At 39.9% G+C, this 16,335-nt stretch carries 18 protein-coding genes; 7 read left to right on the top strand and 11 right to left on the bottom strand.

Translation table 11 applies throughout. The features are described 5' to 3' along the window. Positions 1-91: 91 nt before the first annotated feature. The 7 genes from U5K72_10140 to gatB are packed head-to-tail and all read right to left on the bottom strand — an operon-like array spanning position 92 to position 7,933. Positions 92-847: a ThuA domain-containing protein gene (locus U5K72_10140; protein MDZ7719162.1), complete on the bottom strand. Its 756-nt coding sequence runs from the start codon at positions 845-847 to the stop codon at positions 92-94. A gap of 51 nt (positions 848-898) precedes the next feature. Further along, positions 899-1,978, bottom strand: a complete 1,080-nt coding sequence (locus tag U5K72_10135; protein ID MDZ7719161.1) for an acyl-CoA reductase — start codon at positions 1,976-1,978, stop codon at positions 899-901. After that, positions 1,971-2,966, bottom strand: coding sequence for a hypothetical protein (locus tag U5K72_10130; GenBank protein ID MDZ7719160.1), 996 nt, complete (start codon positions 2,964-2,966; stop codon positions 1,971-1,973). The genes U5K72_10135 and U5K72_10130 overlap by 8 nt, the downstream gene beginning before the upstream one ends. A 60-nt stretch (positions 2,967-3,026) precedes the next feature. Next, complete coding sequence (gene purD, locus U5K72_10125; GenBank protein MDZ7719159.1) at positions 3,027-4,313, bottom strand: phosphoribosylamine--glycine ligase; 1,287 nt, start codon at positions 4,311-4,313, stop codon at positions 3,027-3,029. 5 nt (positions 4,314-4,318) lie between these two features. Further along, positions 4,319-5,083: a triose-phosphate isomerase gene (tpiA, locus tag U5K72_10120; protein ID MDZ7719158.1), complete on the bottom strand. Its 765-nt coding sequence runs from the start codon at positions 5,081-5,083 to the stop codon at positions 4,319-4,321. Positions 5,084-5,091: 8 nt separating this feature from the next. After that, a complete protein-coding gene (locus U5K72_10115) occupies positions 5,092-6,453 on the bottom strand; it encodes a hypothetical protein (protein MDZ7719157.1) in 1,362 nt (453 codons plus the stop codon). Between the two features lie 28 nt (positions 6,454-6,481). Continuing rightward, positions 6,482-7,933, bottom strand: coding sequence for an Asp-tRNA(Asn)/Glu-tRNA(Gln) amidotransferase subunit GatB (gene gatB / locus U5K72_10110; GenBank protein ID MDZ7719156.1), 1,452 nt, complete (start codon positions 7,931-7,933; stop codon positions 6,482-6,484). 270 nt (positions 7,934-8,203) lie between these two features. On the opposite strand from gatB, the gene U5K72_10105 reads away from it, so the two are divergent. After that, complete coding sequence (locus tag U5K72_10105) at positions 8,204-8,332, top strand: hypothetical protein (protein ID MDZ7719155.1); 129 nt, start codon at positions 8,204-8,206, stop codon at positions 8,330-8,332. Between the two features lie 4 nt (positions 8,333-8,336). Beyond that, positions 8,337-8,738, top strand: coding sequence for an amidohydrolase family protein (locus U5K72_10100; protein ID MDZ7719154.1), 402 nt, complete (start codon positions 8,337-8,339; stop codon positions 8,736-8,738). Here the strand turns inward: U5K72_10100 and U5K72_10095 are convergent. From U5K72_10095 to U5K72_10085, 3 genes are read right to left on the bottom strand one after another with little or no spacing between them, the layout of a single operon-like run. Continuing rightward, the gene (locus U5K72_10095) at positions 8,672-8,980 is read right to left on the bottom strand and encodes a hypothetical protein (protein ID MDZ7719153.1); all 309 of its coding nucleotides are present in this window, start codon (positions 8,978-8,980) and stop codon (positions 8,672-8,674) included. The genes U5K72_10100 and U5K72_10095 overlap by 67 nt on opposite strands. Before the next feature lie 10 nt (positions 8,981-8,990). After that, positions 8,991-9,569, bottom strand: a complete 579-nt coding sequence (locus U5K72_10090) for an adenylate/guanylate cyclase domain-containing protein (GenBank protein MDZ7719152.1) — start codon at positions 9,567-9,569, stop codon at positions 8,991-8,993. 20 nt (positions 9,570-9,589) lie between these two features. Beyond that, positions 9,590-9,985, bottom strand: a complete 396-nt coding sequence (locus U5K72_10085; GenBank protein MDZ7719151.1) for an META domain-containing protein — start codon at positions 9,983-9,985, stop codon at positions 9,590-9,592. Positions 9,986-10,183: 198 nt separating this feature from the next. On the opposite strand from U5K72_10085, the gene U5K72_10080 reads away from it, so the two are divergent. Further along, positions 10,184-11,863 carry a peptide MFS transporter gene (locus U5K72_10080; GenBank protein ID MDZ7719150.1) on the top strand — a complete coding sequence of 560 codons (1,680 nt, stop codon included), beginning with the start codon at positions 10,184-10,186 and terminating at the stop codon, positions 11,861-11,863. Positions 11,864-12,064: 201 nt separating this feature from the next. Further along, the gene (locus U5K72_10075) at positions 12,065-12,616 is read left to right on the top strand and encodes a transposase (GenBank protein ID MDZ7719149.1); all 552 of its coding nucleotides are present in this window, start codon (positions 12,065-12,067) and stop codon (positions 12,614-12,616) included. Positions 12,617-12,766: 150 nt separating this feature from the next. On the opposite strand, the gene U5K72_10070 is transcribed toward U5K72_10075, so the two are convergent. Continuing rightward, positions 12,767-13,516 carry an ankyrin repeat domain-containing protein gene (locus U5K72_10070; GenBank protein MDZ7719148.1) on the bottom strand — a complete coding sequence of 250 codons (750 nt, stop codon included), beginning with the start codon at positions 13,514-13,516 and terminating at the stop codon, positions 12,767-12,769. A 234-nt stretch (positions 13,517-13,750) separates the two neighbouring features. On the opposite strand from U5K72_10070, the gene U5K72_10065 reads away from it, so the two are divergent. The 3 genes from U5K72_10065 (at position 13,751) to U5K72_10055 (ending at position 16,257) form a co-directional block, all read left to right on the top strand. Next, a complete protein-coding gene (locus tag U5K72_10065) occupies positions 13,751-14,140 on the top strand; it encodes a VOC family protein (GenBank protein MDZ7719147.1) in 390 nt (129 codons plus the stop codon). 230 nt (positions 14,141-14,370) lie between these two features. Next, a complete protein-coding gene (locus tag U5K72_10060) occupies positions 14,371-15,036 on the top strand; it encodes a hypothetical protein (GenBank protein MDZ7719146.1) in 666 nt (221 codons plus the stop codon). Beyond that, positions 15,037-16,257, top strand: a complete 1,221-nt coding sequence (locus tag U5K72_10055) for a PP2C family protein-serine/threonine phosphatase (GenBank protein ID MDZ7719145.1) — start codon at positions 15,037-15,039, stop codon at positions 16,255-16,257. Positions 16,258-16,335: the final 78 nt, after the last annotated feature.

The raw sequence follows: 16,335 nt of genomic DNA, 5'->3' as shown, positions 1-16,335 counted from the left end.
TTAATGCTTAAAGTTCAATGTTTAAGGTATGAAACCTCAAACATTGAACCTGATTTTTTTAAACATAAACAGATGAAAGTCAGGAACTTTATTAGTCCGCGTCGGCTACTCCCATCGCATATTGAATGCCTCCGAGAATGTGCTGAAGATAGGCTTCTTCAGAAAAAGACTCCGAGGTATGTCCGAGGCCTGTATAAAACGCTCGCCCGCCATCATATTCGTGGTACCACGCAATTGGATGATCTCCGGGATGTTCGCTACCCTCGTAACTGTTTGTATCTAATTCGAGCAGGGTATTTGTATCTTCATTGAAATACTTGTAGTTGTACCATTCGTCCGCACGGTTCCACTCTTCCGAAAGGTGTTCTGTAGCCGGATGATCTCCATCAACCAATAGAACAGTCGCTTCTCGAACGTTCGGATCACTTGGGTGGCTGTTAAACCAGCCTCCAACCAAATCGCCGTACCATGGCCAGTCGTACTCAGTATCGGCCGCTGAATGCATTCCTACAAATCCTCCGCCATTTTGAATGTAGCTTTCAAATATGTCCTGCTGAGAATCATTCAAAACGTCCAGTGTTGTATTCAGAAAGATAACCGCATCATATTTCGCAAGATTCTCTTCTGCAAAACTGTACGAGTCTTCTGTCCACGTTACGCTAAAGCCATTGTCTTCGCCCAGTTGTTTTACTGCCATCGCACCGGCTTCTATCGATGCATGCCTCCACCCTTCCGTTTTAGTAAATAGAAGAACAGAATTTTCCGATTCCATATTATCGTTCTGGGCACATGAAATGGAGGAAAAAAGAAATGAAATAAATAATATTAAAGTTATTAATCGAGCCATAATCCAATAATTTAAGTGTTTTAAGATGATTGGTTTAAACTGTGAGTTTTTTTACTGATGTGCCACTTTTTTTTGCAGCCATTTTATTGTATCGATCTGATCGGGTTTCCACCAGATTGGGGGCGCCTGAGCTGTCGATAACGGTTCAATATGATAACCACGGACTTCTTGTCCAATATATTCTGAGGTTGAATAAATCGATTGCAGGCCGTAAGCATACTTATCCACCAAATCAGACAGTGTTTTAAAATCTCCTTTCACCCAATAGAGTACAAATTTTTCTTTTGGGTAAGATATATTTTCTTCAATTAAAAAATCATTGAGCCAAGCCTGAGGTATTTCAAGGGCCTTGTTGTATGCATATCTATAAAATAAAGATTTTTCAGGTTTTTGATGCTGAGGATTCTTGAGCCAAAAGGACTCGATATAATCCGTAAACTCACATTTTTCTGAATCGAGATGAAAAGGCGCAACTACAATCGCTACAGATCTGCATCCGGTTCCGCCATATCTAAAAACAGCTTCGGTCAAATCTTCCATTGTTTGTGATTCGTTGTCTTCAATCAATGCAATGGAAAAGTGAGCCGTTCGCATCAGGGCTGGTGTCTGCTTAGTGATGATTTTTAATGATTTTAAGGATGATTTCACCTCTTTAGCTGACGATTCTGATCCGGCAAACAACACAGCATTCATCCGAACTCCGGAGAAGTTTTCGAGTTCCCGGCTCCACTGTGTACCATTTATTAAATCAACTTCAACAAATTTTTTTAGAAGAGTGGGAAGCAGATAGGGATCTTTTTTTGAAATCTTTCCGTAATAATCTCCTCCTGTCAAAATTACTGCCAACAGATCCTGCAGACCAACAAGCGGCAAATTTCCGGCATGCAGACACAGCACTTTTTTTCGGTTGAGAGAATTGAGATTCAAACCAGATCGATCTGCCCAAATTTCAAGGTTCTTTTTTTGCAGGGTCGATTTCAAAACACGAATCTGATGTTTGATATCCTCAAAACTAAACAGTCCTTCATCAACGGTTTTCTCAATCGCTTTTTTTAATTCAGAGTTATCTGGTTGAAGCCATTCAGTAATCGTATTTGAAACTTTCTCGATATGTCGTTTCAAGTTACTCATGATCAATCAAGAAATTACAACCTCTGAGATCCTCGCTGTTCCACCGCCCAAGAATTTTAAACTGTCCCTTTGAATTCATTACTCCCTTGTCGTTTGTCAAAATAAACGGACAGGAATAGACATTCGCCAGATCAATGATTCCAATTTTACCATTCTCACCTGGCTCGCAAATTCTGGAAGGATTTTTTGGATCACGAATAGAAATTTGAACCCAGTGTGGTGATTCAAACCATTCACCTGCAATCGCATACATCTGACTGAGCAGTTCGCACATTCCATATTCGGAATGGATACTTTTCTGAGAAACTCCAAACCCATCTGCAAGTTCCCTGCGTAATTCAGGTTTTGTCATCTCCCGTCGATGGGTTTTCATCCCTCCTGTTTCCAGAATTTCGATTCCATCCACTTGTGTAAATTCTCCGGATTCAACAATGTCCATCAATCCAAACGCAGCGCCAAATAACAGAATTTTTTTATCTCTGTTTGGAAACAAAGAATGCAGATCATTCAAATCACCTTGAGCAATGAATTGGCTTTTTCCGGACGGATCACTTTTTATTAAATAATTCGCCATCCAAATTAAAGAGGATTGGAAATTCTTGTTGTATCCTGGCAGATGAAACAGAACAATATACTCATCGAATGAAAAGTATTTACCAAACTCCTCAACAATCGACCTTTCGTATATTTTTTGACTTAAAATGTAATGAACACTTCTGTTCATATCGGATGTACCACTACTCTTGAATGTCAGTTCAAAGTCCTGATCAGTTTGAATAACCATTTTTCCATCTTTAAAACCACGGATCGGAAATAGTGGAATTTTTTTTAAACCAGGTTGGTCTGTGGCATCAAATCCAAAAGGTTCAATAAACCGTTTGTATATGGGATTTGATTTGGCCTGAAACTGAAAAATTTTAGCGCACCTCTCCTCAAATGGTATCGAAGAATCGAATATAAGATCGATTGCTTTCTCTGGATTATTCATTTCAGATCAGAAGAGAACTATCATTAAAGTAGCGGGGTTGAAAAATCTAAAAAAGCTTTCTTAGCTTCGTCGCAATCCTTTGTAGCCAATATCTTTACGATAATATCTATTTTCGAATTGGATATGTTCGACATTCGTATAGGTTTTATCAATGGCTTGTTGGAGTGAATTTCCATTACCAACTACGTTCAATACACGGCCGCCATTCGTGAGTAAATTTCCATTCTTTTTAATGGTACCGGCATGAAAAACGAGTGTATCTTTATCCACATTTTCTATACCGGTTATCTCTTTCCCTTTTTCGTATTCAACCGGGTAGCCATCGCTGCTCAAAACCACACAGCAATAATGTTTGTTGTTTATTTGGATAGATTTTTCGTCCAATCGCTGCTGAGTTGTTGCAAGAAACAGATCTAAAAGATCGTTTTCGAGTGATGGTAATATAACCTGGCATTCAGGATCACCAAATCGACAGTTGTATTCCACAACTTTAGGTCCATCGTCAGTAATCATCAAACCTAAATAGAGAATTCCGAGATAGGCCGATTCTTCGAGTTGCATTCCTGCGATAGTCGGACCGATAATTTTTTCACTTACCTGTTCCAGTACGTCGTCTGTAAGAACCGGAGCCGGGCAATATGCCCCCATTCCACCAGTGTTTAATCCGGTATCACCCTCACCAATTCGTTTATGATCTTGTGCATTATGTATCACGTGTGAGGTGTGTCCGTCAGAAATTACAAAAACGGAAGCCTCCTCTCCTTCCATAAACTCTTCAACAACTAAACGGTCAGCCGCTTCAGATAGAGATTGATCCTGCTTAATTTTATTAAGACGTTTTTGAGCTTCATCTTCACTATCACAAATAAAAACCCCCTTTCCACCGGCAAGACCATCTGCTTTTAATACAATGGGATAGGAATCCTTTAACTGAATGAATTTAAAAGCATCATCGAATTCATCGGAACTAAACACAGCATAATCTGCCGTTGGAATTTCATATTTGGTCATGAAATCTTTGGCAAACTCTTTACTGCCTTCAAGCATAGCTGCAGACGCTTTCGGTCCAAAAACAGGAATGTTTTTATCGGAAAGATAATCAGCAATACCAGCTACCAAGGGGGCTTCAGGACCTACAACGACCAGTTCAATCTTGTTTTCAGTTACGAACCTCTCCACTTCTTCAAACTTAAGTGGATCGATATCTACATTCGTACCGAATTGTGCAGTTCCCGGATTACCGGGTGCTGTGTAGAGTTTTCCGAGTTTTTCTGATTGAGCCAATTTCCAGGCAATGGAGTGCTCTCTGCCTCCACTGCCAATAAGTAAAACGTTATAGGTATCCATTCAATTTATATAGATTCTGCAATATCAATAATGTCACTAAAGCTTTCTGCTTTAAGGCTGGCTCCTCCAATGAGTCCACCATCTACATCTTGTTGCGAGAGTAACTCTTCGGCATTTGCCGGTTTCATACTTCCGCCATACAAAATACGAATTTTTTCTGCATCCTCTTCACTCCAGGAATCAGCCAGTAAACTTCTGATGAATTTATGCATCTCCTGTGCTTGTTCCGGTGTGGCAGTTTCGCCTGTACCAATGGCCCATACAGGTTCATACGCAACCACAACGTCATCGGCATTACCGGCATCAAGATGTTCAAGAACAGCTTGCACCTGGGATTTTACCACATTTTCATGATTTCCACTTTTACGGTCGTCAAGTTTTTCGCCAACACAAACAATCACTTTCAATCCGTCATCTAATCCTTTTTTGGCTTTCTGTGCAACAAGTGCATTATCTTCGTGGAAATATTCGCGGCGTTCGGAATGTCCTACTATTACATACTCGCAACCGGCATCTTTAAGCATAGATGTACTGGTTTCGCCTGTATAAGCTCCATTATCTTCTGTGTGCACGTTTTGAGCACCCACTTTCAGATGCGAACTGCTGAATGACTCAGCGACAGCCGGTATTGATATAAAGGGTGGGCAGATTAAAATATCTGCTGAATCGTCTTTTCCATCTCTTGCAGCAACCATTGCATCTGCCAGCTTTTTTGCTTCAGAAGGTTCTGCATTCATTTTCCAGTTTCCGGCAATTAGTAAATTTCTCATATAATTATTTATTCTTCGATTTGAGTTGTTATTTGCTGTAGTCCGCTCACAATATCATCATATTCTTCACCTACATATCTTTGTATGATGTTACCGTCGCTGTTGACTAAAAATCTTGTTGGAACACGGTTTAAATTTAATCGCTCAATGAGCCGATCGGCATCAAAAGAGTTCGGCTTTGCAACCATCCATAACTGCCTGCGTTCTTCAAAAAATGCATTCAAAGTCACTTCTGTCGTTGCCAAAGGTATCGTAATAATTTCCAGTCCAAAATTCTTATAAATCTGGTGTATTGCAATTGTTCTGCTAAATTGATCTTGATAAAGTGCATTATCAAACCTGGTAATCTCAACCAGGAATGGCGAACCCATTAAATCCCGGGTACTTAAAGAGTCGCCATTGGTAAGCTGAACTGTGATATTTGGAAATGGATATCCGGGCGCAAGAAATTCAAGGTCATAGCTCATATTTTCAGCCCACTGCATTGCCATCTCGTTCTCGGAATAGGTCTCTTTGAATTGATCGAGCAGCTGGCTGGCTTTCAGAATTTTTGTGCTGTCATACAACAGTGCAATACGCTCCATTTCAAGATCTATTCGATCTTCCCGGCCTTCAATCTCTGTTTTTAAATCCTCAATAAAAGTGAGGGCTCGTTCAAGCCCATCCGTTTCAGCATAATATTCAAGAAGTGTATTTCTTGTACTCGGTAAAATTTCGTTGTAGTCTTGCAGTAACTGTTGTGATCTGTTAACCATCAGAGAATCATTAAATCCACGAAGCATAGAAACGGATGTTTCTCCGGCTAATTTTGCCCCATAGGTTTGCGGATATTTCTGATAAACATCCCAGTAAATATCACTCCACTTATTGATCTCAATCCGAACACTATCTGCCGGTAAAGCCCCGGCATTAATAAACTGAGCAACCCTGGCAAAATTCCGTTCCACACGTTGAAATACATCCAACACCTCATTTTCATGGGAGTCAATTTCTATGGTTTGCTCAATATCAGGAAGCTCACCCTGAATTTGAATGGTATCATCCTTCGCAAAGACAACATTTGCAATACCAAATATATTTTCGTTTCGGGAAATCAAAAGTGGGTAGAGACCTTTTTCAGGAAATGTTGCCCTGCCGGAAAACATACCCGATGAATCTGTTACAGCATAAAAAAGAGTATCGTTCTGTTCTTCCGAGAGGCGAACAGAAGATATAATTTCAATTCCACTGTAATCTTCGGTGCTATCTAACTCGGTATCAACAGTAAACTGACCCTCGACGATTGTGGAATATTCTTCGGTTTCAGACTCTCCCGAACAAGAGACAACAGTAAATACCAGAAATAGTAGTACTAATTTTTGAGCTTTCATGTACCTGTAAGGTGCGAGTATCCCCGAATTAATTCAATTCAAGTTTTTCCGAGATAAGTTTTCGTACTAATTTTGGATTTGCTTTCCCCTTCGATTGTTTCATTACCTGCCCAATAAAAAATCCAATTAATGCTTTTTTGCCTTCCCGGTAACGTTTTACTTCATCCGGATTCGATTCAATCACATCTTCAATAATAGGGTCGATAAAACCAGAATCCGAAACCTGGATAAGATTTAAATTCTTAGCCAGTTCTATGGGGGAGTCGCCGTTTTCCAGCATTTCATTAAATATGGTCTGCATGGCAGATGAATTGATCTTATCATCTTTCTTCAACTGGATTAATTCAGTAAGCCGTTCCGGCGAAATGGTGAACTCAAGAATAGAGATGCTTCTCTCATTCAACACACGTAAAACTTCTGTCAAAACTACGTTGGCAATTGCCTTGGGATCATCCATAATATCCAGAGCCTCTTCAAAATAATCCGCCAGATATCTCGATTCTGTGAGAATCTCAGCATCATCATTTTTCAGTCCCAGCTCTTTCACAAATCGTTCAAACCGAACATCCGGTAATTCTGGCAGTTCCTCTTGAATCTCATCCAGAAGTTCTGAAGTAACAATAATCGGCGGAAGGTCCGGTTCAGGAAAATATCTGTAATCGTGTGCTTCCTCTTTTGTTCGCATCTGCCGGGTTTCAAGTTTGCTGGGATCCCAAAGAAGTGTTTCCTGTACAACTTCTCCGCCAGATTCAACCAGATCGATCTGACGCTCAATTTCATATGATAGTGCACGCTCCACGTTTCGAAACGAGTTCATATTTTTCAATTCCGTACGAGTTCCTAATTCTTCTTGCCCGCGGGGCCTGATAGATACATTCGCATCACATCGAAGACTTCCCTCCTCCATATTACCGTCACACACTTCCAGGTATTGTACAATTTGTTTGATTTTCTTCAAATATTCGTAAGCCTCAGCGGGAGTTCGAATATCCGGTTCAGAAACAATTTCTATAAGAGGTGTTCCGGCCCTGTTCAGGTCGATAAGAGTATGATAAGGGTCCTGATCGTGAATGGATTTCCCGGCATCTTCCTCCATATGAATTCGTGTGATGCCAATCGTTTTCTCATAATCATCAAGTTCTATATGAATGTGACCATCATAACAGATGGGCGTTTCATATTGAGAGATTTGGTATCCCTTTGGAAGATCTGGATAAAAATAATTTTTCCGGGCAAAGATAGATTTTTCTTCAATCTTGCAGTTGGTAGCCAGCCCCATCTTAATGGTGTAACGAACTAAATTTTCATTCAATACGGGTAGTGTACCGGGGTGCCCCAAACAAAGTGGAGTAACCTGTGTATTGGGTGCACCACCATATTCAGATGAAACCGGGGCAAAAGCCTTCGTATCTGTTAATAATTGAGCGTGAACTTCAAGGCCGATGACTGCCTCGTACTTTTCATTCGCTATTGTAGGCATTACTGATTTTCAAATTATAAATTCATAAAACTCAAAGATAATAAACTATAAATAGAATGTAATAAAGAAAGTAATTCAAACGAATGAATGAAAAAAAGTGGCAACCAGAGAAAATAATAATTACGAGAAGGTGATTTATTTTCATTCATGAAACATTTAATCTTTTTGCTGTTTAGTACCTGGCTGTTTGCTTCCTGTTCAGAAACTCAGCATTACGAACTCATCATTCAAAACGGGAAGATCTAGACGGCTCAGGCGAACCGTCCTACTTTGGAGACCTTGCCTATCAATGCAGTTACAATAACTGCTATCGGCGGCCTTTCTAATACCATGGCCGACACACTAATTGATGCCGAAGGAATGGTGATCGATCCCGGGTTTATCAATATACCGATTTAGGCGAATGTTTACTTTTGCAAGATTATTGGCCAAATATGTTCGCGAAGAGCAGGTCATTTCCCTCGAAGAAGCGATTCGAAAGCTCACATCACTCCCGGCATCAAACCTGAAAATAGAAAAAAGAGGCAAACTTGAACCCGGTTATTTTGCAGATGTGGTAATTTTTAATCCCGAGACGATCCAGGATCATGCCACCTTCCAGGAACCCTACCAACTGGCTACAGGAGTGGAGCATGTTTTTGTGAATGGAGTTCAGGTCCTGAAAACGGAGAGCATACCGGAGCTATGCCGGGTCAGGTTGTTCGGGGACCGGGATATCAGGTGCGCACAGATTGAAACTCATTTTTCATCTCTGTCTATAAACTCATTGTTCTCATCAATAAATCCTTCAATTCTTGCCAGTTGAATTAGTGTGGTTGAAAGCAGTTGATCGATATTAAGAGCGGATGATTTCAACCACCTGTGAGTTTCCTCATCCTCAGGGTATTTTTCGATACACTCATCAGTATACTCTTCAAAATCTCGTACAACTTTTAAAATTTCTATCAACTTATGAGGACATTCACAGTCAATCATATCTGCATGATTCTCTAATTTCTCGATCGCCTCTTCATTGATTTGCATTCCGTCTTGTACTGTAATTTTCATAATAAATGATTTATAAATTTAGAGGTAATAACCAGTATGTGTGGATGGAGTTCTTCTTTCCCCGGATATTTTTTTCATGCAGTTTCTGGAACATAAATTTATCCTTTACAAGATCATATGTTTCTTTAGAAACAAGTGTATCTACGATAAAATATTTTGTCAGATCTCCTATTCTGGAAGCCGTATTAACTGTATCACCCATCACAGTTGTCTGCTTGAAATTTTCAGTTGAAATTTCACAGTATGCAGCTTCACCTGTATGAATACCAATGCCAACATTTATCATCATCTGAATATCAAAATATCTCATATTATTGATATCGGTGAGAGTTTTTCTGAGGTCTACAACAGTCTGACAAGCATGTTCAGCATGGTTTTCTACTTCTTTTTCAAACCCATAATGTGCAAAAAAGCCATCCCCGGTAAATTGATCCACAATGCCGCGGTTATCTTCTACTACCCGTCCCATCTTTGCTAATACATTTTTTGCAAAAATGGCCGCTTCAATAGGATCTCTGTCATCAAAAAGAGAGGTAAAATTTCTTATGTCGCAAAAAAGAACCGTTCCATACTTTTCCTCGGGCGCCATGCTCATTTATAAAAGCGTAATCAATGTTCAAGTCTCTCTGAAGATATAAATTTTCCCTTTTTTCCATAAAACAAAATCAGTTGACCTGCCTCTCTCTCAAATCTATTTACCTGAGTTAAAGCTTGCACAAATTTATCTCCCAGCGAGGGCTGACGGCAAAACACCTCTGTCACAAAAATCCCGGATATTTCAATTTCCCCATTCTTCCTGGCTTCATACTTCCCTCCATAATTGTTACACGAAACTTCCCCTTTAAACTCAGATTTATTTGTAAATCGCAATGTATGTACTTCATAATCATATGTCGGTAGTGTTTCCCCGGTACTGCTCACCAACTCAATAAGTTCCCAATGCCGATCTAATTCTATTTGGCGTGATTCATTACCATCCGTTAAAGAACACGATGAGAGAATCATCAGGGTACATATAAGCGGAGTCTGTTTCATTTTTTAATTAAAAATTTTAAAAGGGTGATCACTCTTACATACACATAGAATCTATTTAACACCTATTCCATAAACGGGTCTGTACGAATCAATCCTTGCAACGAAGTAGCTCTTTAGGTATCATCCTTTATTTCAGGATTCATTTGAACAAGTAAACAACCACCTATTATGTCAGACGCTACACAAGCCTCTCAAAACGACTTCTTTGGGCATCCACGCGGACTATCCACCCTTTTCTTTACAGAACTTTGGGAACGTTTCAGTTACTATGGAATGCGGGCTCTGTTGGTTCTTTATATGACGACAGAAACGATAACAGCCAATCCCGGCCTGGGTTTTAGTGTTGGTAAAGCGACCGCAATTTATGGTCTCTATACATTTTTTGTGTACGTGCTTTCTCTCCCCGGCGGCTGGGTGGCCGACAAAATGTGGGGGCAACGAAAAGCGGTTTTTGTAGGTGGTTGTATTATTGCCGCGGGCCACTTTAGTATGGCCATTCCTACTATTGAATTCTTTTACGTTGGTTTGGCACTGATTGTACTTGGAACCGGTTTACTGAAGCCCAATGTTAGTTCCATGGTTGGGGATCTGTACCCCGAAGGTGGAGCCCGAAGAGATGCCGGGTTCTCTATCTTCTACATGGGTATAAATTTCGGTGCTATCTTGGGTCCTCTTCTTTGCGGCCTTCTTGGGGAAGGATACAACTGGCACTACGGATTTTCCCTCGCAGGTTTTGGAATGGTTTTGGGGCTGATCTCCTATAAAATTGGTGGTAAATATCTCGGCAACGCCGGTGATTTGAAAACCGGTGAGCCTGAAGAGGTTATCAACAAACGGAGCAGGCGATTCTATAGCGGAATTTCAGTCATTGCTGCGCTTATTCTTGTTTTTCTATTTCTTGTCACCTCCGGGACAATAACTGTAACTCTAACCGCTATGGCCGGCTATCTTGGATATGCTGCCGTAGCAATTACAGTCGGTTTCTTTGGATATATAATATTCTTTGGGGGTCACACTACTGAGGAGAAAAAGCGATTGGGAGTCATTTTTTGGCTCTTTATTCTGGCTGCACTTTTCTGGAGTGGTTTTGAGCAGGCCGGTTCATCCCTGAATCTTTTTGCTGCTGATTTAACCGATCGTTCTTTTGGGCCGAATTCATTTCTATCTAACTGGGGGGCAATTCTGATTACCCTGATACTGGCTGTTCCCACATTCTATGCCTCCTATCGGGTCATTAAGAACGAGAATGTATGGAAAGTTGCAAAAGTTGTTATTGGATTTTCATCTGTTGGTGTACTTCTTTTTATTTTCTGGATGTTCTATAAAATCGGTATTGGCTGGGAAATTCCCGCAAGTACACTACAGCTCATCAATCCACTATTTATAGTGATCTTTGCTCCCATTTTTGGCTTTATGTGGACCTGGCTTGCCGCACGAAATGCCAATCCATCCATCCCGGTAAAATTTGGATTGGGACTTTTAGGCCTCTCCGCCGGATTTTTTGTTCTTTCCTGGGGAGCCGCAAATGCCTCTGCTACCAGTTTGGTCTCACCGGCATGGCTGGTTGTTACCTATTTTCTCCATACTGCTGGTGAATTATGCCTCTCCCCTGTTGGACTGTCTTCTATGACAAAGCTGGCTCCGAAATCACGCGTCAGTCAGATGATGGGAATCTGGTTTGTAGCTGCCGCACTTGGAAATCTTTTCGCAGGGCTGCTGGCTGGTCAACTGGAGACCCTCTCCCCTGATAGCCTCTTCTGGAGTGTAGCATTAATCGTAGGTGGTGGTGGAATTGTGGCCCTTTTAGCAGCACCGCCCATTCGCAAACTGATGGGAGATGTTGAATAAATAAAAAAGGCCTCCCCGCAACAAGGAAGCCTTTTATCTGACATTATAGTTGAGCAAAAAGAACAGACCTTCCGCTATGTTTGGAAGGATGGGTGTGAGGTCTCAAAACTGGCGCAAGTTTGCAACTTGTGCCATTTCAATTCTATACGTTTATTATCATCATTGTACCAATTCAAAATTTTGTAATAATAATCAATCGAGATGAGTCGAAAATACAAAGTCTATCATTCAGAAATACCCCATTTTGTCAGCTTTTCAGTTGTCAATTGGATCGACTTATTTACCAGAAGTGAATACTCCGAGATTGTAATAAATAGCCTATCCTATTGTATCAGTGAAAAAGGTTTAATTTTGAATGCGTGGTGCATTATGACCAACCATATACATCTGATTATCAGATCTGAAACAAATCAGCTTCAAGATATTATTCGGGATATGAAAAAATTCACATCCAAAAAATTAATCCGGAGTATCCGGGAAAATCCCCGGGAAAGTAGAAAAAACTGGTTGTTGTGGATGTTCAAGCGAGAAGGAGATAAGAATTCTAATAACAGTGATTATCAATTTTGGCAGCAACACAATCATCCCATAGAACTTTCAACGAATGAAATGATTAATGACCGTTTGGAATATTTGCATATGAATCCGGTCAAAGCGGGTTTTGTTGAAAAGCCGCAAGATTGGATAAATAGCAGTGCAAGTCAGTATGCAGGACTTTCAGGTGAAATAGAGTTAGAACTTATACAATATTGATTAAACAAATGTTGGCACAAGTTACAAACTTGCGCCAGTAATAATGGTGGTGGTGGAATTGTGGCCCTTTTAGCAGCACCCCCCGTTAAAAAATTAATGGGCGATGTTGAGTAAATTTAAAAAGGCTTCCCCCGCAACAGGAGAAGCCTTTTATCTGACATTATAGTTGAGCAAAAAGAACAGACCTTCCGCTATGTTTGGAAGGATGAGTATGAGGTCACTGTACTTTCCGTCTGTCAGATTTAAAGCTGTAATAGTTGGTTTTGAAGCTAAAACTTTGGCAACAGAATTGTGCCCATTTTGCTTAGCCCATTTCAATGCACTTTCTCCGTTTGCATTAACCAGGTCTTTAGCATCATTTCTCAATAACAAATTAACTACATCATAATGGCCTCGCGCGGCAGCAAGCATAAGAGGAGTTACACCCGTTTCACTCATAATATTTATATCTGCCTGATTGGCAACGAGAGACGTCATCGCATCATAATTGCCATTTAAAGCAGCTACATGGGTGGCTGTCATCTTATCTGAGTTGCCTAAATTGGGATTTGCACCAGCCCTCAAAAGAATATCTACAATCTCATTTCTATCTCTGATAATTGCAATTGTTAACGGAGTGTTATGATTCGCATTCATTTCGTTAACATTTGCACCGAGTTCTATCAGATGATTGACCAATTTCTCATTACCATCACTGATTGCGTAATGAAGAGGAGTATTACCTTTACTATTTTTTGCATTTATATTTACTCCTTCCTGAACGTATTCAGAAATAGAACGTATATCGTTCATTTTCAAGGCCTCAAACAGCCCTCTTTCATTATTCGATTGAGCAAACAGAGTTGAGGTTGCAAATACAAACAAACATGTGAATACAGATATGATTTTTCGTTTTTTCATAGATAGATCTCCGTTTTATTGGGGTTTTTTAGTGAGATTTTGTAGTCGAACAAAATAGATTTTGATCTGTTTTGGGGTACGCCTTGTTTTCAAAAAAGGTTACAAAAAAAATTAAAAAAAGCGGTTTTTTGTAATATTGACGCGAATTCTTCTATTCAGACCACAGGTCACTTCATAAAGTTCTCTTTTTCGTTACCTTGAGATGATGAGCAAAAATGAAAAACGTTAGAACTTATGTTTGATTTAACTTTCGACCATTACACCATCAGAGTTAAAGACCTTGATAGAAGTGCCGATTTTTACAAAAACGTACTTGGCTTTACTGAAATCAAGAATCGCACAGAAAAACCGCATATCCGTTGGTTTTCTATGGGTGAAGGCAGGGAACTGCACATAGCAAGGGGAAATTCAGATATGATAAAAACCCATGTGGGTGTACACATGGCACTGCGTCTCACAAAGTTCGATGATTTCCTCTCACATCTGAAGAAATACAATATCAATCAGCATAACTCGAAGGGTATCAGCGATTGTATTACCACCCGGGCCGACGGCATCCGCCAGGTCTATTTTCAAGATCCCGATGGTTATTGGATTGAAGTGAATGAGGCTGAAATATTATAAATCTACTCCGAAAACTGATTCACTAAATTCATTGCTCTTTTCAGTTCCTAAATTCCCTTTCAGTTTGATATAACTCCTGAGTGTTTTACCTGATAAACTGAGATTGGGCACTTTAGCTTTCACGGCTAAAGGGTCAAAGAACAGAAATCTGACCTGCCTTACATTTGTGGTTCTGTATGGTTTTACTCAACTTGGGCAAATTCTATAAGCTATTAGTCAAGATTTTTTCAATGACACATCAATTTTATCAAAAACCTGCATCCGAACAGAAACGTATTTTATGGACCACAGGCACACTGCTTATTTTTGTAAGCGGAATAGTTGTCGTGATTTCATATCTGACGGGTTTTTTCCTCTTAGGTATTCTCATACCCGTTTTATTACTGATAGCTGCTCCGTTCATAGATCTGCCGATGGGAAGAAAAAATGGCAAATTTATTTATTACTCTCCTTTATTTATCACAGAACCAGAAAAAAATAATAAGATCGTTGTTCACGGCGGAACCCTTTTTGATTATCTGTACACAATCACTCCGGATCTGAAAAGACGTGAACGTACAAAATTTGTTCTCTATGGGTACCTGCTGGGACTGATAAATCTTATTTCAGAATATGAAGAACGGAACCATGACAATCTTCGGATTCGCGGCACATCCTATATCATAAATAAAAAGACAGCCTCACGATTTGGATTTAAACCAGTTCAAAAAGATTTTATCCAGATTCTGATTCTTCTCTTCAACTACATTCCAATTACTCTGTCATACTCCTTTTTAAAGCAGAAACTTCAGTTTCCAAAAATTTCTGACGTGCAAACATTCGAGGGGACATTATCAGAAATAGCGGCACATAAAGAGGAACTGATCCGACTTAAAAACCAATTAAAACCAGACTAAATGAGTCTTTTCAATAATAAATATATCCAGTTCAGCCTCTACCGTGATGCAGACCTGGAGGCGTTTTATGACATTGATCCCAAATACAGGCGGAGCATCATCTTTGCACATATGATGATTCACTTTCTGCCGGTTCTTATCGTGGTTTTGTTCTTTCGGGAATACTGGGGAGATGCTTATACACTCGAGGTATGGAGCATAAGTCTTCTTTTTTATACAGCTATTATTCTTGAAACGAGTGCCTATATGTATCCTAAAACCCGGAAACTATTTAAGCGTTTTTTCCCCTGGTTATTTATACCCTTTGCAATTATTTGTGGTTATGGGGGCTATGTTATCGGTACCAAAGTTTTTATCCCTGAATCCGGATTGCGTCAATTAAGCACTCTTTATATCAGTATAGGCATAGGGTTTGGTGTATTTGTATGGACCTACATGGGAATGTCTCTCATACTGAAAGCATCCAGAGCCATTTATACAAAAAAAGCAGCCATCGAAGCCGATGTTCGATTTGCAACGGAGGTTCAGGAAAGAATTCTTGAGGATGTAGAGATTGAATACAATTCTTCAAATGCCTACGCCACTTCTGTTCCGGCCAATGAGTTGGGTGGAGATTTTTTCGAGCTTTCCCGCCATGGCGATACTCTTTTCGCTTGTATTGGTGATGTATCGGGGCATAGTTTTGGAGCCGGTTTGTTGATGTCCATGACAAAAAGTGCTTTGCAAACCCACCTGGAATACAATCATAATCCGTCGAAGATCATAAAAGCATTAAACGGTATGTTTCTAAAGCAATCAGATCGGGCCATGTACGCTACAATGAGCCTGCTTAAGTTTGATTTATCTTCTCAAAAAGCTGAATTGTGCAACGCCGGTCATCTGCCTGTGCTTCATTTTAAAACAGAAGAAAGCAAATTAGAATACCGACACAAGAAAGGCTTAGGATTGGGGTTGGTTGATAAAGCAGAATATGAAGATCTTCAATTCTCAGTAAAAGAGGGAGATTTGCTGCTTCTATATTCAGATGGCTTAATTGAAACCCGGGATAAAGATTCGGAAATCCGGGACGCTGATTTTTTTGAACAGATTATTTATAGCTCCATTCAAGAACCATTTAAGAGCTCTGAAGAATTATCAAAAAATATTTTTAGTGAGGTCCGTGAAACCGATCATGCGGATAGGTTTGAAGACGATGCCACCCTGATCATTATAGAAGTATAGTTGTTTGGCATATCTGTTTCGGGTTAAGCATATGGGAATCTTTGAAACCGGGCAGCAGAAATTTGAAGCTGTTTATAA

Source organism: Balneolaceae bacterium, from assembly GCA_034521495.1.
Classification (GTDB): domain Bacteria; phylum Bacteroidota; class Rhodothermia; order Balneolales; family Balneolaceae; genus Rhodohalobacter.
The sequence above is the reverse complement of the archived record's forward strand: the minus strand, read 5'-3'. Positions and strand labels throughout refer to the sequence as shown.